The organism is Streptomyces avidinii (assembly GCF_045161815.1).
GTDB classification, from domain to species: Bacteria; Actinomycetota; Actinomycetes; order Streptomycetales; family Streptomycetaceae; genus Streptomyces; species Streptomyces avidinii.
The window spans coordinates 2053111-2070205 of sequence record NZ_CP108863.1; the positions used below are offsets into that span (position 1 = coordinate 2053111).

Sequence of the window (17095 nt, forward strand, 5' to 3'; positions counted from 1 at the left end):
CTGACACCTGTCCTGTCGCGCCCAAGTGCCGGCGCCGTCCGGATTACCACTCACTCTTCAACTTCGTTCAACAAACTGTTGACGTTTAGTTCTCGCCGAAATTAGGCTGTTCCGCATGACGGAAGACGCTTTCCGTCAGCAGTTACCCCGTACGGAAGGTCACCATGTCGAAGCGCACGCTGACGACCGAGTCCGGCGCCCCGGTCGCCGACAATCAGAACTCCGCCACCGCCGGCGTCGGTGGCCCGCTCCTGGTCCAGGACCAGCAGCTCCTCGAGAAGCTCGCCCGCTTCAACCGCGAGCGCATCCCGGAGCGCGTGGTGCACGCCCGCGGCTCGGCGGCGTACGGCTACTTCGAGGTGACCGACGACGTCACCGCGTACACCAGCGCGGCGTTCCTGAACACCGTCGGCAAGAAGACCGAGACCTTCCTGCGGTTCTCCACCGTCGCAGACTCGCTCGGCGGCGCGGACGCGGTCCGCGACCCGCGCGGCTTCGCGCTCAAGTTCTACACCGAAGAGGGCAACTACGACCTCGTCGGCAACAACACCCCGGTGTTCTTCATCAAGGACCCGATCAAGTTCCCCGACTTCATCCACTCCCAGAAGCGCGACCCCTTCACGGGCAAGCAGGAGCCGGACAACGTCTGGGACTTCTGGGCGCACGCCCCCGAGGCCACGCACCAGATCACCTGGCTCATGGGTGACCGCGGTATCCCGGCGTCGTACCGTCACATGAACGGCTACGGCTCCCACACGTACCAGTGGACGAACGAGCAGGGCGAGGCCTTCTTCGTCAAGTACCACTTCAAGACGAACCAGGGCATCCGCTGCCTGTCGGGCGAGCAGGCCGCCGAGCTCGTCGGCAAGGACGCCAACTCGCACCAGACCGACCTGCTCCAGGCCATCGAGCGCGGTGTGAACCCCTCGTGGACCCTGTACGTGCAGATCATGCCGGCCGCCGAGGCCGCGGACTACCGCTTCAACCCGTTCGACCTCACCAAGGTGTGGCCGCACACCGACTACCCGCTGCAGCGCGTGGGCCGTCTGGTCCTCGACCGCAACCCGGACAACGTCTTCGCCGAGGTCGAGCAGTCCGCCTTCTCACCGAACAACTTCGTCCCGGGCATCACCGCCTCGCCGGACAAGATGCTCCAGGGCCGCCTCTTCGCCTACGCCGACGCCCAGCGCTACCGCCTGGGTGTGAACCACACCCTGCTGCCGGTCAACGCCCCGAAGGCGACGACGGCCGACAACTACGGCCGCGACGGCGTCATGGCGCTGCGCAACGGCTCGCGCCACGACAAGAACTACGAGCCCAACTCGTACCGGGGCCCGGCCGAGACCGGTCTGGCGCTGGGCGCCCCGAAGGCCGTCTCCGGCTACACGGGCACCCACGAGGCCCCGGCCCACACCAAGGACGACGACTTCTTCCAGGCCGGTGAGCTCTACCGCCTGATGTCGGAGGCCGAGAAGCAGCGTCTGGTGGCGAACATCGCCGGCGGTCTGTCTCAGGTCACCCTGGAGGACGTCATCGAGAAGAACCTGGCTCACTTCCACGCCGCCGACGCCGACTACGGCAAGCGCGTCGAGGAGGCCGTCCGCGCCCTGCGCGACGCCTGAGCCGATGGGATGTACCGGGGGCCTGACGGGAGGTCAGGCCCCGGGTGCTCAGCCCGACCCGTGGACCCGGATGAGGGGTGGTACGCGGTGAGGGCAGGACGAGGACCGTGGCGGGCGTGCGAGCCAGTGCGGTGGTAATGGGTTCCGAGGCCCGTCTCTTGACCTGAGGGGGACGACGCCGGAGTTCTCGTCGCCCGCCCGCCACGGTCCCAGCCGAATCTCCGCGTACGGGGGCTGCGCACAGAGCCCCCTGCCCGCGGAACCTTCCTCCCCACATACCCCGCCCGGCGGTGCGAACGTCCTGTCGCGCCAGCCTCGCTCCGTCGGGCGGTAACAAACCAGAGCGCCGAGTCACGGACGGTCCCGTGACTCGGCGCTTTGCCGTTCCCGCTTGTACGGCCCGATGGGACCGCGCCCTGCACGAGGTCGGCGTGGTGCGTACCCGGTCCGGGCGGGGCCGACGAGGCGGAGTGGATCTCCCACGACGAGGTCGTGCAAGGAGCCGGTCCTGTGCTTCGGCCTGGGGGAATGGGGGAAGCCGGCGGCGCTCACCCGGCGCACGGCCACCCTGCTGCCGGCCAGGGCCTCGCTCACCGGACGCGGCCTGCCCGCGCCGTCCGCACGGCCCCTGGGCCGCTACGCGTACGCGCCCGACCCGGCCGTGGTCCACGCGGGTCTGCTCGCCGAGGTCGCCGAGGACATCGGCGGCGGGCTCCCGGACGGCGACGGCACCCTCGTCACCTGCGACCATGCCCGGCACACGCCGTTCGCGACGGCGTACGGGGTCACGGACGTGCGGCCGCGGGACGGCGGCGACCTGCGGGCGGACGCGGACCCGCCGGAGGCTCCGTACGGGCCCGGTGGACGGGCGGCGTTCGCCGTGGACGCGGCCGCCGGTCCCGCGACGCCGACCGCCGTCCCCGTGCCGTTCCCGCAGGAGCCCTGAGGCCGCTCGGGGACCGGGAGTCGTACGTACGGAGAACGCGAACGGCCCCCGCCCCTCCGGAAGGAGGGACGGGGGCCGTCGGGCGTGCGGGGGGATCAGACCTGCAGGGCCTTGATCGCGGTCGGGGCGTGACCCGGCTCCGTCGCGAGCTCCTCGAACTCGGTGACGTCGCTCATGTCGACCGTCTTGCTCATCGCGATGTTGGTGATGCGCTCCAGGATGGCCTCGACGACGACCGGGACCTGGAACTCCTGGGCCAGCTTCTTGGCCTCCTCGAAGGCCTCGCCCAGCTTGTCCGGGTCGGTGACGCGGATGGCCTTGACGCCCAGGCCCTCGGCGACCTTGACGTGGTCGACGCCGTAGACGCCCAGCTCGGGGGTGTTGATGTTCTCGAACTCGAGGTTGACCTCGAAGTTGATGCCCAGGCCGCCCTGCGCCTGACGGATCAGGCCCAGGTAGGCGTTGTTCACGAGGACGTGGACGTAGGGGACCTTGTGCTGGGCGGCGACCGCCAGCTCCTCGATCATGAACTGGAAGTCGTAGTCGCCCGAGAGCGCGACGATCGGGGTCTCCGGCTCCGCGGTGGCGGCACCGATGGCGGCCGGGATGGTCCAGCCGAGCGGGCCGGCCTGGCCGCAGTTGATCCAGTTGCGCGGGCGGTAGACGTGCAGGAACTGCGCGGCGGCGATCTGGGAGAGGCCGATGGTGGTGACGTAGCGGGTCTCCGGGCCGAAGGCCTTGTTCATCTCCTCGTAGACGCGCTGCGGCTTCAGGGGGATGTTGTCGAAGTGCGTACGGCGCTGCAGGGTCGCCTTGCGGTCCTGCGCGGAGGCGGCCCAGGCGGAGAAGTCCGGCAGCTCGCCTTCGGCCTTGAGCTCCTTGGCGATCTCGATGAAGAGCTCCAGCGCGGCCTTGGCATCGGAGGCGATGCCGAAGTCCGGGGCGAAGATCTTGCCCAGCTGGGTGGGCTCGATGTCGACGTGGACGAACTTGCGGCCCTTGGTGTACGCGTCGAGGTTGTAGCCGGTGTGACGGTTGGCCCAGCGGTTGCCGATGCCGAAGACGAAGTCCGACTCGAGGAACGTGGCGTTGCCGTAGCGGTGCGCGGTCTGCACACCGACCATGCCGGCGGCCAGCTCGTGGTCGTCCGGGATGGTGCCCCAGCCCATCAGGGTGGAGATGACGGGGACGTTCACCAGCTCGGCGAACTCGACCAGCAGGTCGGAGGCGTCGGCGTTGATGATGCCGCCACCGGCGACGATCAGCGGGCGCTCCGACTCCAGCAGGAACTGCAGGGCCTTGGCGGCCTGGGCGCGGGTGGCCTGCGGCTTGTAGACCGGCAGCGGCGCGTAGGTGGCCGGGTCGAACTCGATCTCGGTCAGCTGGACGTCGATCGGGAGGTCGATCAGGACCGGGCCCGGACGGCCGGAGCGCATCAGGTGGAAGGCCTCCTGGAACACGCCCGGGACCTGCGCGGCCTCCAGGACGGTCGTGGCCTTCTTGGTGACGGGCTTGGCGATCGAGGCGATGTCGACGGCCTGGAAGTCCTCTTTGTGGAGCTTCGAGACCGGGGCCTGACCGGTGATGCACAGGATCGGGATCGAGTCCGCGATGGCCGAGTACAGGCCGGTGATCATGTCGGTGCCGGCCGGGCCCGACGTACCGATGCAGACACCGATGTTGCCCGCCTTGGCGCGGGTGTAGCCCTCGGCCATGTGCGACGCGCCCTCGACGTGGCGAGCCAGGGTGTGCGCGATGCCGCCCACGTTCTTGAGCTCTCGGTAGAACGGGTTGATCGCAGCACCGGGGACACCGAACGCTTGTTCGACACCCTCGAGCTTGAGGATCTCCACTGCAGCGGCGGCGGCTGTCATACGAGGCATCGAGTTCTCCTGCGGGTCTGGCGGTCAGGCTTTTCCGTAATCCGGAAGTTTTGTTCTGCTATACGGAACAAGCTAAGCGGCGGCTCCTTCGACGTCAAGGCGGTAGGGGACCCCGGAAGCCACCAAAAGCCGCATCTCGCTCGGCGACTTGTACAAATCACTGATCCGTCGGCGGGAATCCCCCGGAAATGGAGCGCACCGTCCCCCCGGCGGTCGCCGGTGGTGGAGCATGGACCTACGCACAGCGACGGAGGGGGTCCAGGTCTCATGGCGGAAGCGGTACCGGTGCGCTGCCCGGCGTGCCTGCGCGAGAACGGCTACACCGCCCCGGTCTTCCCCTGTGCCTGCGGAAGCCCGGTCCATCCCCCGCTGGATCTGGCTGCGCCTCCCGTGCAGCTGACCCACCGGACCTGGTCGGACACCTGGGTGACGGTGCGGTGCACGTCCTGCGGGCGGGAGAGCGAGTGGCCGCACCCGGAGCTGGGCTGCGGATCGTGCGGGACGGTGGTGCTGATTCCGGTACACCCGATGGAGCGGTTCGAGTCCGGGAGCGGCTCGGGAACGGGAACTCCGGGGACGCAGAGCCCGGCGGGTGCGTCGGATCCGGCCGGTGCGGGCGGCTCGCCCGGTGCGGCTCCGTCGGCCGCCACTCGGCGGGGGCATGGTCAGGGTCAGGAGTCGGGCCAGGGTCCGGGCGCCGCCGGGCGCGCAGGCCCGGGCGGGCACCCGGCGCACATCCCGCCCCCGCCGGCCACGCCGGTGCCGCGGCCCGCGTTCCGGCCGGTGACCATCCGTACCGCCCGCGACGCGGTGGCCACGGCCGCGCTCTACCTGCGCTGGCTCGGCTTCCGGGACGTACGGCAGCCCGACGGGCGCCCCATCCCCTCGGCGGCCGTGGACCTGCGGGCGCCGGGCCTGGTCGCCCAGGTGGACCCGACCACCGCACCGGCCGGCCTGCGGGCGGTCGAGTGCGTCTGGCTGAACGGGCTCACCGCCTCCGCGACGAGCGTCTACTTCTCGCTCGCCGGGTACACCAAGGACGCCCGGGCCCGCGCGGACGAGCTCGGCATACCGCTGTTCGTCATGGACCTGACGGGCATGCCGCAACCGGTCAACGACCCGGCGGACGCCATGGTCGGCCCGGACGCGTAGGCCCTCCCGGGGCGGGTGAACGCGGCAGGACCGAGAGAAACCGGCAGGACCCGGTGGACCCGGCAGGACCGGGTGAACCCGACAGGAGCGGGGAGCTACCCCCTAAGCTCGTAGGCATTGCCTACTTCCTGCCCAGGAGAGCCCGATGAGCCTGTACGACATCCCGCTGACCACCCTGTCCGACGAGCCCACCAGCCTCGCCGCCCACAAGGGCAAGGCGATCCTCCTGGTGAACACCGCCTCGCAGTGCGGGCTCACCCCGCAGTACTCGGGCCTGGCCCGCCTGCAGTTCAAGTACGAGGAGAAGGGCTTCACGGTCGTCGGCGTGCCCTGCAACCAGTTCGGTGAGCAGGAGCCGGGCAACGCCGAGGACATCCAGACCTTCTGCGCGGCCGGTTTCGGCGTCACCTTCCCGATGCTGGAGAAGTCCGAGGTCAACGGCGAGCACCGGCACCCGCTCTACGAGGAGCTGGTGAAGACCCCGGACGCGGACGGCAAGGCCGGGGACATCCAGTGGAACTTCGAGAAGTTCCTGATCTCCCCCGCCGGTGAGGTCGTGGCGCGCTTCCGCCCGCGCACCGAGCCGGAGGCCCCCGAGGTCATCGCGGCGATCGAGGCGCAGCTGCCGGCGTAGGTACGTGCGCGTCGGCCGTACGGGCTGCCGGACCTCGATCGGCAGCCCGTGGTAACGGTCGTGGAGCTGCGTGGCTCGCGTACGGGCTCGCGTACGGGCTCCCGTGCGGGCTCGCGTACGGCTCAGCCGAGGTCGGCCTCGCGGTACTCCGCCACCGACCCGGCCGCGGTGAGCTCCCGCAGCTCCACCCGGCGGATCTTGCCGGACACGGTCTTCGGGAGCTCGCCGAACTCGATGCGGCGGATCCTCTTGTACGGGGACAGCACCGCGCGGGAGTGCTCGAACAGCAGCCGGGCGGTCTCCGGCCCGGGCTCCCAGCCGCCCGCGAGCGTGATGTAGGCCTTCGGGACCGCCAGCCGCAGCTCGTCCGGGGCCGGGACGACGGCCGCCTCGGCCACCGCCTCGTGCTCCAGCAGGGCGCTCTCCAGCTCGAACGGGCTGATCTTGTAGTCCGAGGCCTTGAAGACGTCGTCGGAGCGCCCGACATAGGTGAGGTACCCGTCGGCGTCGCGCGCGGCGATGTCACCGGTGCGGTAGAGCCCGTCCGCCATGGCCTCGGCGGTGCGCTGCGGGTCGTCGCGGTAGCCGGTGGTCACCCCGGCGGGCCGCGTGCGCAGGTCCACGCAGAGCTCCCCCTCGTCGGCGGACTCCTTGCCGGTGACGGGGTCGAGCAGCACGATCTCGTAGCCGGGCGCCGGGCGGCCCATGGAGCCGGGCTTGACGGGCACCCCGGGGAAGTTCCCGACCTGGAGGGTGGTCTCGGTCTGGCCGAAGCCGTCCCGGATGGTGACGCCCCAGGCCGCGCGGACCTTCTCGATGACCTCCGGGTTGAGCGGCTCCCCGGCGGCGACGGCCTCGCGCGGCGGCGTGGCCAGGGCGCTGAGGTCGGACTGGATCAGCATCCGCCACACGGTGGGCGGGGCACAGAAGGTGGTCACGCCGTGCCGGTCCATCTCGGCCATCAGCCGCTCGGGGTCGAAGCGGGTGTAGTTGTGGACGAAGACGGTGGCTCCGGCGTTCCACGGGGCGAAGAGGTTGGACCAGGCGTGCTTGGCCCAGCCGGGCGAGGCGATGTTGAGGTGCACGTCGCCGGGGCGCAGCCCGAGCCAGTACATGGTGGAGAGGTGCCCGATGGGGTACGAGGCGTGCGTGTGCTCGACGAGCTTGGGGCGGTCGGTGGTGCCGGAGGTGAAGTACAGCATCAGCGGGTCGGTGGCGAGGGTCTCGCCCTGCGGCGTGAAATCGCCGTCGGCGGCTTCCGCGTCCGCCAGCCGCAGCCAGCCGTCGGGGGCCCGGTCGTGGTCGCCCGCGGCGATCCGGGTGTAGCCGCCCGGCACTTCGTCGAACTTGGCGGTGTCCTCGGCGCGCGCGATGACGTGCCGGACCTGGCCGCGCTCGACCCGGTCGCGCAGGTCGGCCGGGCCGAGCAGGGGGGTGGCGGGGATGACGACGGCGCGCAGCTTCATCGCGCCGAGCATCACCTCCCACAGCTCGCGCTGGTTGCCGAGCATGACCAGGATCCGGTCGCCGGGCGCGACGCCCTGGTCGCGGAGCCAGTTGGCGGCGCGGCCGGACCGTACGGCGAGCTCCGCGAAGGTGAGGCTCCGGCTGCTGCCGTCCTCCTCGACGATGCGCAGGGCGTCGGCGCCGTTCCCGGTGGCGATGTGGTCGAACCAGTCCAGGGCCCAGTTGAAGCGTGGGGGACGGGGCCAGGTGAATCCGGCGTGTGCGGCCTCGTAGTCGCCGCGGCGTTCCAGGAGGAAGTCCCGCGCTGCCAGGAACTGGGCGGTGGCGCTGTCCCGCGTACTTTCGGTCGTCATGACAGGCATCGTGCCGCGTTCGCTGTACGGACCACCAGTGCGGCGTCAGCCGCGAGTTGACCACGCGCGGGGGCCCGGCGGGCGGTTCAGGCCCTGATCGCCCCGAACCGCACACCCCCACCGGACGCACTCGCTCCGTCCGCGCTCTCTTCGCCCGTCCCTTGGATCGTCCCTTGGCTCATCTCTTCCACCATTCGCTCCCCCTCGGCGACGATCTCCTCCTTCGCCGCCTTCGACACCCGGCCGAAGAGCTCGACGGTGAGCTCCTGCTTCTCCAGCTTCCACAGACCGGCGAGGAACCCGTCCACGAGCAGGGTGCAGTGGGCCTGGTTGCCGGTCCACGAGCGCCCCTTGATCTCGGGGGCGACCACGCGGGTGCGGTCGGCGTGCGAGAGCAGCAGATTGTCGAACTCCGGGAGGAAGCGCGGCGGCGCCGGGGTGTCCGCGTCGGGGCGGGGGCCGTCGGGGAGGTCGAAGAGCTCCACTCCGTTCTCGTCCTGGAAGACGGCCAGCCCCGGGCGCAGTCGTTCGAAGGCCTCGCGCAGCCGGGTCAGTCCGGCCCAGGTCTGCATGTCCTTGACGGAAGCCGGCCCGAAGGCGGCGAGGTAGCGCAGTACGACCTCGTCCACGGGCTGCGCCGCGGCCGCCGCCGCGGCCGCCTCCACACCTGCGGGCTTCCCGAGCCACTTCTCCACGGTGGTGAGCCGGACCTGGCCGCTGCGCCCCCACACCCCGCGGGGTGTGACCTGGACCAGGGGAAGCCGGCAGCGCGCGGCGACGGACAGGGACTGCGGATCGGCGTCGGGCCAGTCCCGGAGCAGTTCCTCGCGGATCTCGACCATGGTGCGCGGCTCGCTCTCGACGAAGGCACGGGCGCGGTCCGCCAGCCGGTCCAGGTCCACTCCCGCGAGCCCCTTGCGGAAGTAGGCGACCTCCCGGTCGCGGGCGGGCTGGACGAGGGGCCTCAGCGTCAGGGCGTCGTGGGCGGTGTGCGTGTGGATCGTCGACCGCATGGTGACCATCCGGACCACCTCGCGGGACTCCATGAGCCCGGCCAGCTCGGCGGGCCGGAAGCCGGCGAGTCGGGCGTGCAGCTGGAAGTAGGGCGGCTTCACGTTCTGCGCCTGCAGCCCGAGGAGGTGTGCGACGGCGTCCCGGGCGGACATCTCGGCGCGGCTCAGCAGCAATTGACGGGCGAGCGTGGCACGGTTCAGAGCGCGGGTGTCGAGTACGGGATGTGTCGTCCTGGAAGCCATGCCCACACGCTAACGGCCCTTGCGGACAGCCCCGGTCCGCAACTCCATGCCGAAGCCGGAGCGGCCGAAAAGGGGAAGTCCCCCACACCGGGCACGCACCGGACACACTCGGCGTCCTTTTCCCCCTATATCCTGCCCCCTGCCCGTAAACACACGTTCGACCGGGAGCTGACCTGCGATGTCGGAGCGCCCTGACCGCCGCCCCTCGCCGTCCGCCGCGAAGCGCGCGGGGTGGCGCCGCCCCGCCGCCCCGCCCGCCGACACCCCTCCGGCGGGACCGCCGTCCGCGCCGCAGCCCGCACCGGCGGCGGCCGCCGCCGCTCCCCCGAACCACCACAGTGTGATCGACTCGGCCGTCTACCGCGACGGCCGCCGGGTCGCCTCCCCCGCCACCCTGGCCGACACCTTCCGGCAGCTGCGGGAGGAGCCCGACGGGATGGCCTGGATCGGCCTGCACCGCCCGACGGAACCCGAACTCCACTCCCTGGCCGCGGAGTTCAACCTCCACCAGCTCGCGGTCGAGGACGCCCTGGAAGCCCACCAGCGCCCGAAGCTGGAACGCTACGGCGACACCCTCTTCGTCGTCCTGCGGGCCGCCCGCTACCTCGACGCCCAGGAGGAGGTCGACTTCGCCGAGCTGCACATCTTCGTCGGCCCGGACTTCCTGATCACCGTCCGCCACGGCGACGCCCCGGACCTCTCGGCGGTCCGCCGCCGAATGGAGGCGAATCCGGACCTCCTCTCCCTCGGCCCGGAGGCCGCCCTGTACGCCATCCTCGACGCGGTGGTCGACGGCTACGCCCCGGTTGTCGAGGGCGTCCAGACCGACATCGACGAGATCGAGACGGAGGTCTTCCGCGGCGACCCGGCGGTCTCCCGCCGCATCTACGAACTCTCCCGCGAAATGGTCGAGTTCCAACGCGCCACCCGCCCCCTGGTCGGCATGCTCCACGGCCTGATGGCGGGCTTCGCGAAGTACGGAACGGACGAGGAACTCCAGCGCTACCTCCGCGACGTGGCCGACCACGTGACGCACACGAGCGAACGCGTCGACGGCTTCCGCCAGGCCCTGACGGACATCCTGACGGTCAACGCCACGCTGGTCTCCCAACAACAGAACGCCGAAATGCGCGCCCTGGCCGAGGCCGGCTTCGAACAGAACGAGGAAATCAAGAAGATCTCCGCCTGGGCCGCCATCTTGTTTGCACCCACGTTGGTGGGAACCATCTACGGAATGAACTTCGAGACCATGCCGGAGTTGAAGTGGGCGGCAGGCTACCCCTTCGCGATCCTGCTGATGGCAGTGGTCTGCGTCAGCCTCTACGTCATCTTCAAGAAGCGCGACTGGCTGTAGCCCGTACATCAGCACCATTGATCAACTTAGCTCTTGCGAACGCTCAAAAGTGGCCCGCAGGACCCCCTGGGGAGAATCTGGGGAGAATCCGCAGCCCGCCCATGCCGGGCTCTCCCCCGCCCCTTGGGGCTGGCCCTCCCGCACCGCCGACCACCTTCGACTGCACGCGGTCGCGGAGGGTAACGACAACGGGTGGCGCAGCATCCACATCATGAGGTGTCGTCGTCAGCGCAGGAAGGCGCCGCAGCAGAAGGCATCGTCCGCTGCCAGGGTCCGGTAGGTGACGCCTTCCCACCCGTTGTACTCGACGGCCAGCCGACTGGCGGCTGCGTCCAGCAGGTATGCACGGACCATGGCCTCGCCGCCAGCTCGCAACTGCCCCGCAAGGGACTGCTGGATGTTCCTCAGGGTCCGGTTGGCTTGGGAGGCATACAGCTTGGCCAGGCCAAAGCGATTGAAGTGATGGTGGACTCGGGCCGCGAGGACATCGCCCCAAGTCGGGGGTACGGTTACGAAGAACGCCAGCCGCAGAGGGTCGTCGTGAATCACTCGGGCGTCCAGCCATTGGTCGCCGTCGACGCGGTCGAGGTAGGGGTGCAGCAGCGTCCCGGAAACGTCGGCGGACCAGTATTCGCCCTTGGTGCGGTTGCATTCGCCGCACGCCGGTATGAGGTTCAGCGGATCAACGCAGAGGGCTGGGAACGAGCTCTTGGGCACAAAGTGGTCGAGCTGACTGACTCTGCCCCAACCGCACAAGGGGCACCGCTCGTCCTCTGCGGCGTCCATGAGGTCGTCGTAGATCGCCCGACCTGGACTTCTTTTGTCGACCATTCCGTTCTTGTAGATCCAGTCGATGGCGTTCCTGTCGGATACGCCAGGCACCTTGAAGTCGTCTTCCTTAAGTTGGTGCAGGTCTTGTGAGGCGGCGGCTCTCCGGAAGCTGCGAGCAGCCTTCTCTATCGCACTTGCGGCGTCGTTCAGCCGAGTACGCCGCCTCTCGGTCCCCATTTCGCGTGTACGTGAGATGCAGGTCTCGTAACTGCGGCCGGGGAGGTGCCGGGGTAGGTCTATAGGCCACATCAGCGGCCTTCGCCCGCTGCCTTGTCGGCGAGGAGGATCCTCACGAGCCCCTTGGCTTCCCCTCCAAGCTGGCCACCAAAGTGAGCGAGAACTTCTTCGTAGGATGCCATCTCTTGGACGGCCTTCTCGATCTCCGCATGGAAACCGGACTCGCGTACCTCCAGTCCGAAGATCTCGTGAGTGAGGACTCCGACGTTTTCCCCGAAGGTCTCGATGCGTGGGCGGCGAGGTCGACCGCCGGGTCGGTTGATCTTCCACACGCACGACTGGGGTACTTCCTGCAGGACCACAGGTGAGTGCGTGGCAACAATGGCAACACCGTTGCGATGGGTGAGAAGGTTCGACAGAGCGCGGACGAACGCCGACAGCAACGGTGGGTGAAGATGGGCCTCGGGTTCGTCGAACAAGACGAGGGACTGCTCAGCCACGAGCTCCACGAGCTTGGTGATCGTGAGCAGGACGATCGCGTGTCCCGAGCTCAACTCGGAGAAGATCTCCTTGGCGTAACCGGGAACCCTACGGTCTTTTGGGGTCAGCCGACTGTGGGGGGAGTGGCGTGCGTAGTCGTGGATGCGGGAACGAGCGAAATGCGGGTCGGCACTGAGCTGCTCAAGAGCCGTGACCCAATCCCGCCACCTACCCGTCGCCTCGATCTCCAGAGTGGAGAGCTCGAACTCTTCCGCCAGTTCGTCTGGGGACTTGCGCCGGTCGGAGCCATCTTGGGCCGCCAGGCCCACGTATTCGTAGGGAATCTGGGGAACACCATGGCCGTCTGCAGCAGGGAAGGGGTCGAATGCACTGAAGGTGACCGATACCTGGTTAACGAACTGCGCGCCCCCCGAAGTGGCAGCGACGTCTAGGTGCTCGATGACGCCGTCCACAGCCGGAGCCAGCCCCGGACGGGTCACTGCATCCGCAATGTTCCGTAGCAGCGTGGTCTTTCCGGCACCGTTCCGCCCGATGAGGATGTGAATGTTGCTGGCCGGGTTGGAGGCCGGGTCGACTTCGAACGTGAGGGTCTGCCGTGCTTCCGCATCACCGGCGGCCCGCGGGGGAGACGTATACCGGAAGCTGTAATTCGTGAGCGGGGCGCCTCCCTTGGCAACGCGCCGGTATTGAGTCACTACCGTTTGTACCTCTACGCCCCGGAGGAGTGACTTCTCCGTGACCGGCTCGCCCATCGCTGTGTCAAAGGATCGCTGCCCGTGGGCGATGTCGCCTAGAACGTTAAGGATCCTCTCGCGAGCGAAGTCGCTGACGTAGGTGCGAAGCTCGTCGTAGTACTTCAGATCTCCCAGGGAGAACCAGCGGGGGCCGCCTGGTGTGTTAAGGATGTTGAACTCGCCCTGTGGCAGTGGGCTGAGGCCTGGCTGCTGGCCTACGCAGGCGATCTTCACTTTGCCGATGTACTTAGGGATGCGTCCACGCCGACGCCCGCCGGGAGAGAACAACCAAAGATCGAAGGTCGTCCGGTAGTGGAAGTCGTCCCATGCGTCGGGCACAAGAACGACGCGAGTCTCCATCCCAGCTTCCTCAGGGGCTTGGCCGTGAGGAAGGACTTCGAACTGCACGAGGGACCCCAGTGAAGGAGGCGGCGGCGCCCTCGCTGTGGAGTCCTGGCACCCGGACCCCCCGAACCCTATATCGGCCCCGTTCTCGTACGGCTGCTGGCTCTCAGATTGGTCACGTTCGCTACTGTAGTGACCGCATAGGTTCCCCGGGTTGAAGCAGGGCCATGCCCTTCACCAGCCTGGGGGCATCGGAAGTCAGGGAGAACTTCGGTCCGTAGGGCGAGGGACAGCCGACGTCCTTCTCGATCGACCTGGGTGGCGACGGCCGTGACATCGTCACCGACCTGGACGACATCCTCCGGAGCCTCCACGGACGTCGCTGCGAGGTCTCGAAGATGGACCAGCCCTTCGATCCCGTCAGCGACTTGGACGAGACGCCGAGGACGGCCCAGACCAGGCGGAGGTGACGGCTGGACTGGAACATTGCCGGGCGCAGGCGACCGCCGTCGGTACGGGATCTCAGATGCGGCCGTGAGAGGAGACCAAGGCCTCGGGTGCGTACTCGGGCACCGTGCCGAGCAGTGCGTCGATGGCCGCGCGGCCCTTGCCGCCGGCCTCCAGCATGAAGTGGGCATAGTGGTCCAGGGTGATGGTCGGGCTTGAGTGACCGAGCCACCGGGCGAGCGTGACGATGGACTCGCCCGCTTCGAGGAGGACCGAGGCGTAAGACGGTGTCCTATGTGGTGAGTCGGACGAGCCGTTTGTAGCAACAGAGGGCGGCGGCGAGGCCGAGAAAGGCCAGGTAGTTGCGGGGATGTCGTTCGTAGCGGTGGTTGAGTCGGCGGTAGCCAGTCAGCCAAGACATGGTGCGTTCGATGACCCATCTGCGGCGCCCCAGCCGTTCGCTGGACTCGATGCCTTTGCGGGCGATGCGCACGCCGATGCGTTTGCCGCGTAACCATTTCCGCAGGTGGGGAACGTCGTAGGCCTTGTCTGCGTGTAGGCGTTGGGGCTTGAAGTAGTGTCCGCGGTGAGGGTCGTGTCTCGTTTGGTGACTCGTGATCATGGGCTTCAGGGCTTCGCTGTCGTGGGTGTTGGCTGCCGAGACACCGACGAGGAGGGGCAGTCCGTTCGCGTCCGACAGGACGTGCATCTTGGAACCCGGCTTACCCCGGTCCACAGGGCTCGGACCTGTGAGTTCGCCCCCTTTTTAGCGCGTACGTGGGCGGAGTCGAGGACCGCGCGGGACAGGTCGAGCAGGCCGGCATCATCCAGGCGGTGCAGGATCTCCTCGTGGAGCCGGCCCCACACTCCGGCCCTCGACCAGATCAAGAACCGGCGGTGGGCCGTCGACTTCAATATCCCGAAGCACGGTGGCAACGCTCGCCAGGCACACCCGCTGACGAGGACGTAGATGATCGCGGCGAACAGCGTTTCATCAGGCGTGTCCTGCGTCCCGCCGCCCTGCGGACGCACCTTGGACGGCGGGATCAGCGGCTCCGCGATCTCCCACAACCCGTCCGGAACAATCCAACTCCACGTACCCCGCCCCATATCGAGTCCAACGAACCAGCGCCACATAGGACACCGTCTAAGTGTGCCGGAGCACGTGGAAGCCGTCCTTGCGCGAAGCCTTCCACCGCGCACCCTTCTCCCGCGCGGGAATGACTCCGGCCGCGGCGAGGGCCGGCTTCCAGGCCTCGTCGTTGAAGATGTTGGCGCGGATGGCGTTGCCGTACGTCGTCGTGAGGACGAGCGGGAAGCTCTGCTTCTCCCGGTCGGGCTCCGGTCCGCCCCAGGGGAGCTCGACGTCGACCGCCGGATGGTTGAGGAAGTACGCGGCCAGTTCCGTGGCCACCGAACGGGGCATGTCGACGATGCGCGTCTTGCCGCCCTTGGGCAGGGCGAAGTAGAGGCGCCCTGAGAGGAGTTGCACCTGCCTGCGCACTCGGATGACACCGCGTTCGAAGTCGATGTCCCTCGGCGACAACCCGAACACCTCTCCCTGGCGCAGCCCACACCCCAGCGCGACGACGACCGCGATTCGATACCGAGGATTGATCACGTCCCGCACTCGCTGCGCCGTTGCCAGCGGCCACGCGTCACGATCCTCGTCGGGGGCCTTCGGCCAACGCACCGTCTTGGCCCGCATCGGGTTGCGGACGAGGCGCTTGTCGTCGATCGCGGTCTCGAAGATGTTCGACAGCGAGGTGAGGATCTGCCTGGCGTACCGCGGAGAGCACTCGCCTTCGAGCGTGGCTATGTAGCCGCGCAGGACGGTCGCCGACACGTCGCGCAGCGCCACCGCACCGAGGTGCGGAAGGATGTGGAGTCGTACACGCTCGTCAACTCGTTTAACCGTGCCGGGCGCCCCGCGAACGCCGGCACGCCAGTGGCGCGTGACGAAGTCCGTCAAGGTGATGGAGCCGTCGCGCGGGTCGACGAACTCGCCCCGCTCGCTGTCGGTGCCAGACCGCCGGAGCCACCCCTTGGCGTCCTCCAGCACGTCGAACGACATGTCCCGGACGCCCGGGATTCCAGCGACACGATACCGAGACCCCTTGCCGTAACGGGTCGTACGCTCACGCTTCCCTGTGACGGGATCCTTCTTCTTTTTGATCCAACGGTCTTCGATATAGCCAGCCAAAGAATTCCTCGGGGTAAGGGGTGGACGTAGGGCGGGTGGTAAGGCCGGGTAGATCGGTCAGGCCGTGGCCGCGTACCCGGCGCGGCGCTGCGGGGTGGCATTCACCGGATTTAGGGAAGTGTTACTGCGGGAGTCCGCCTGCTCCTGTTCCCGGATCCACTCGTCAAGCGTTTCGATCCGGTACATCACGCGTCCGCTCCGTCCCATCCGAAAACTCGGCGGACCCTGGCGACGGTGCCGCCATACGTAAAGGGTGGCGGGCGACAGACCCAGGTATTCGGCGGCTTCACGCACATTCAGAAAACCCCTCCGCAGCGGCGACACACGGGGAGACATACGGACATTCGCCAGCAATTCACTGTCACAAGCAGCACTTCGCACGTATCGAAACCTTCGCGGTCTTCCGTCGACAGCCTGTGGCGACGGACATCGGGCATGACGAGTCCACCCCCGCTTGCTGTCAGGCAGGTGGAGCGGACTACTTCTATGGTCTGGAGAATCCCCGGTTTGGCTGACCGGGGATCGTCGGGTATAAGCCGGGGCGGCGTCACAGCGCACCCACCCCGGACCCCTACGTCGCGGGCTGGAGCAAGGCGAGTAGGGAGACACCGAGGGCGGCCGCAATGGCGACGAGGTCATCCACGTCGCAGCGCCGGCGGGTGCGCTCGATGCGGGACAGCATGGTGTTGGTCATGGGATGGCCGAGCTCGGTGACACGGGCAGCGAGCTCACGCTGGGCGAATCCGCGCGAGGTGCGCAGCCGCTCGATGGCGTGGGCGGTCCGTTCTCCGGCGGGACCGATTTCCGTAGCTCTTCGAGGCATGCGTCTGTTGTAGCTCGGGTTCCCGGGTTCTCGTAATCACGGAAGCCCAGACATGGGACTTTGGGGCTCGTTTCGCGGAGAACGAACTGATGATCCCCCGCATAGGCGGCCATTGCGGAACTACGGCCCATCTCGGATCACAGAGGCGCGCACACCATGAGGGGCTCCGGGCGGCGGAAACATAGATCGCCTCGCCTACCCCGGTCAATGACTTTCGACGTTCGATCTTCGCCGCTCCCCCTGCGCCGTCGACTTTTGGTCAACCGGGGATTCGCCCTTACTGTGAAGACGTTCGCGATCAGCGATGCGCTCTGACGCTTTTCGAGTGCGGATTCGCTGGACTTCCGCGGGCTAAGCACTGTCCCGT

At 68.3% G+C, this 17095-nt stretch carries 15 protein-coding genes and 1 pseudogene; 5 read left to right on the forward strand and 11 right to left on the reverse strand.

Going from position 1 to position 17095, the window contains the following annotated elements:
• Positions 1-164 precede the first annotated feature (164 nt).
• Together OG373_RS09185 and OG373_RS09190 are read left to right on the forward strand one after the other, a co-directional pair.
• Complete coding sequence (locus OG373_RS09185; RefSeq protein WP_405437337.1) at positions 165-1622, forward strand: catalase; 1458 nt, start codon at positions 165-167, stop codon at positions 1620-1622.
• A 403-nt stretch (positions 1623-2025) separates the two neighbouring features.
• Positions 2026-2568, forward strand: coding sequence for a hypothetical protein (locus tag OG373_RS09190; protein WP_405437339.1), 543 nt, complete (start codon positions 2026-2028; stop codon positions 2566-2568).
• A gap of 95 nt (positions 2569-2663) precedes the next feature.
• On the opposite strand, the gene gcl is transcribed toward OG373_RS09190, so the two are convergent.
• The gene (gcl, locus tag OG373_RS09195; protein WP_405437341.1) at positions 2664-4451 is read right to left on the reverse strand and encodes a glyoxylate carboligase; all 1788 of its coding nucleotides are present in this window, start codon (positions 4449-4451) and stop codon (positions 2664-2666) included.
• A 267-nt stretch (positions 4452-4718) separates the two neighbouring features.
• Between gcl and OG373_RS09200 the strand changes: the two genes are divergently transcribed.
• A complete protein-coding gene (locus OG373_RS09200) occupies positions 4719-5603 on the forward strand; it encodes a hypothetical protein (protein WP_405437343.1) in 885 nt (294 codons plus the stop codon).
• Positions 5604-5748: 145 nt separating this feature from the next.
• Positions 5749-6237, forward strand: coding sequence for a glutathione peroxidase (locus OG373_RS09205; protein WP_405437345.1), 489 nt, complete (start codon positions 5749-5751; stop codon positions 6235-6237).
• Between the two features lie 122 nt (positions 6238-6359).
• Here OG373_RS09205 and OG373_RS09210 read toward each other — a convergent pair whose 3' ends face one another.
• Both OG373_RS09210 and OG373_RS09215 read right to left on the reverse strand, forming a co-directional pair.
• Positions 6360-8057 carry an AMP-binding protein gene (locus OG373_RS09210; protein WP_405437347.1) on the reverse strand — a complete coding sequence of 566 codons (1698 nt, stop codon included), beginning with the start codon at positions 8055-8057 and terminating at the stop codon, positions 6360-6362.
• 86 nt (positions 8058-8143) lie between these two features.
• On the reverse strand, positions 8144-9313 hold the full coding sequence (locus OG373_RS09215) for a winged helix DNA-binding domain-containing protein (protein ID WP_405437348.1): 1170 nt from the start codon (positions 9311-9313) through the stop codon (positions 8144-8146).
• A gap of 178 nt (positions 9314-9491) precedes the next feature.
• On the opposite strand from OG373_RS09215, the gene OG373_RS09220 reads away from it, so the two are divergent.
• Complete coding sequence (locus OG373_RS09220) at positions 9492-10667, forward strand: magnesium and cobalt transport protein CorA (protein ID WP_405437349.1); 1176 nt, start codon at positions 9492-9494, stop codon at positions 10665-10667.
• A 225-nt stretch (positions 10668-10892) separates the two neighbouring features.
• On the opposite strand, the gene OG373_RS09225 is transcribed toward OG373_RS09220, so the two are convergent.
• The 8 genes and pseudogenes from OG373_RS09225 to OG373_RS09260 form a co-directional block, all read right to left on the reverse strand.
• Positions 10893-11549 carry an HNH endonuclease gene (locus tag OG373_RS09225; protein ID WP_405437351.1) on the reverse strand — a complete coding sequence of 219 codons (657 nt, stop codon included), beginning with the start codon at positions 11547-11549 and terminating at the stop codon, positions 10893-10895.
• A gap of 197 nt (positions 11550-11746) precedes the next feature.
• Positions 11747-13270 (reverse strand): AAA family ATPase, encoded by a 1524-nt coding sequence (locus tag OG373_RS09230; RefSeq protein ID WP_405437352.1) that lies wholly within the window; start codon positions 13268-13270, stop codon positions 11747-11749.
• Between the two features lie 116 nt (positions 13271-13386).
• Complete coding sequence (locus OG373_RS09235) at positions 13387-13776, reverse strand: S1 RNA-binding domain-containing protein (protein ID WP_405443997.1); 390 nt, start codon at positions 13774-13776, stop codon at positions 13387-13389.
• A 1-nt stretch (position 13777) separates the two neighbouring features.
• Positions 13778-13987 (reverse strand): annotated as a pseudogene (locus OG373_RS09240) (site-specific integrase); the annotation flags it as partial.
• Between the two features lie 7 nt (positions 13988-13994).
• Positions 13995-14812 (reverse strand): IS5 family transposase gene (locus OG373_RS09245; RefSeq protein WP_405443998.1). Its coding sequence is split into 2 segments (ribosomal slippage): positions 13995-14470 and positions 14470-14812, totalling 819 coding nucleotides; the frame shifts between segments, so codons are not numbered across the junction.
• A gap of 37 nt (positions 14813-14849) precedes the next feature.
• Positions 14850-15776 carry a tyrosine-type recombinase/integrase gene (locus OG373_RS09250; RefSeq protein ID WP_405437354.1) on the reverse strand — a complete coding sequence of 309 codons (927 nt, stop codon included), beginning with the start codon at positions 15774-15776 and terminating at the stop codon, positions 14850-14852.
• 186 nt (positions 15777-15962) lie between these two features.
• Positions 15963-16544 (reverse strand): helix-turn-helix transcriptional regulator, encoded by a 582-nt coding sequence (locus OG373_RS09255; RefSeq protein WP_405437355.1) that lies wholly within the window; start codon positions 16542-16544, stop codon positions 15963-15965.
• Positions 16477-16728: a helix-turn-helix domain-containing protein gene (locus tag OG373_RS09260; RefSeq protein ID WP_405437356.1), complete on the reverse strand. Its 252-nt coding sequence runs from the start codon at positions 16726-16728 to the stop codon at positions 16477-16479. Before OG373_RS09260 ends, OG373_RS09255 begins: the two co-directional genes overlap by 68 nt.
• Between the last annotated feature and the right edge of the window lie 367 nt (positions 16729-17095).

Coding starts and splice junctions, on each gene's coding strand:
- OG373_RS09185 (WP_405437337.1), top strand. CDS start 165: ATGTCGAAGCGCACGCTGACGACCGAGTCCGGCGCCCCGGTCGCCGAC.
- OG373_RS09190 (WP_405437339.1), top strand. CDS start 2,026: ATGGGACCGCGCCCTGCACGAGGTCGGCGTGGTGCGTACCCGGTCCGG.
- gcl (WP_405437341.1), bottom strand. CDS start 4,451: ATGCCTCGTATGACAGCCGCCGCCGCTGCAGTGGAGATCCTCAAGCTC.
- OG373_RS09200 (WP_405437343.1), top strand. CDS start 4,719: ATGGCGGAAGCGGTACCGGTGCGCTGCCCGGCGTGCCTGCGCGAGAAC.
- OG373_RS09205 (WP_405437345.1), top strand. CDS start 5,749: ATGAGCCTGTACGACATCCCGCTGACCACCCTGTCCGACGAGCCCACC.
- OG373_RS09210 (WP_405437347.1), bottom strand. CDS start 8,057: ATGACGACCGAAAGTACGCGGGACAGCGCCACCGCCCAGTTCCTGGCA.
- OG373_RS09215 (WP_405437348.1), bottom strand. CDS start 9,313: ATGGCTTCCAGGACGACACATCCCGTACTCGACACCCGCGCTCTGAAC.
- OG373_RS09220 (WP_405437349.1), top strand. CDS start 9,492: ATGTCGGAGCGCCCTGACCGCCGCCCCTCGCCGTCCGCCGCGAAGCGC.
- OG373_RS09230 (WP_405437352.1), bottom strand. CDS start 13,270: ATGGAGACTCGCGTCGTTCTTGTGCCCGACGCATGGGACGACTTCCAC.
- OG373_RS09250 (WP_405437354.1), bottom strand. CDS start 15,776: ATGTCGTTCGACGTGCTGGAGGACGCCAAGGGGTGGCTCCGGCGGTCT.
- OG373_RS09255 (WP_405437355.1), bottom strand. CDS start 16,544: ATGACCTCGTCGCCATTGCGGCCGCCCTCGGTGTCTCCCTACTCGCCT.
- OG373_RS09260 (WP_405437356.1), bottom strand. CDS start 16,728: ATGCCTCGAAGAGCTACGGAAATCGGTCCCGCCGGAGAACGGACCGCC.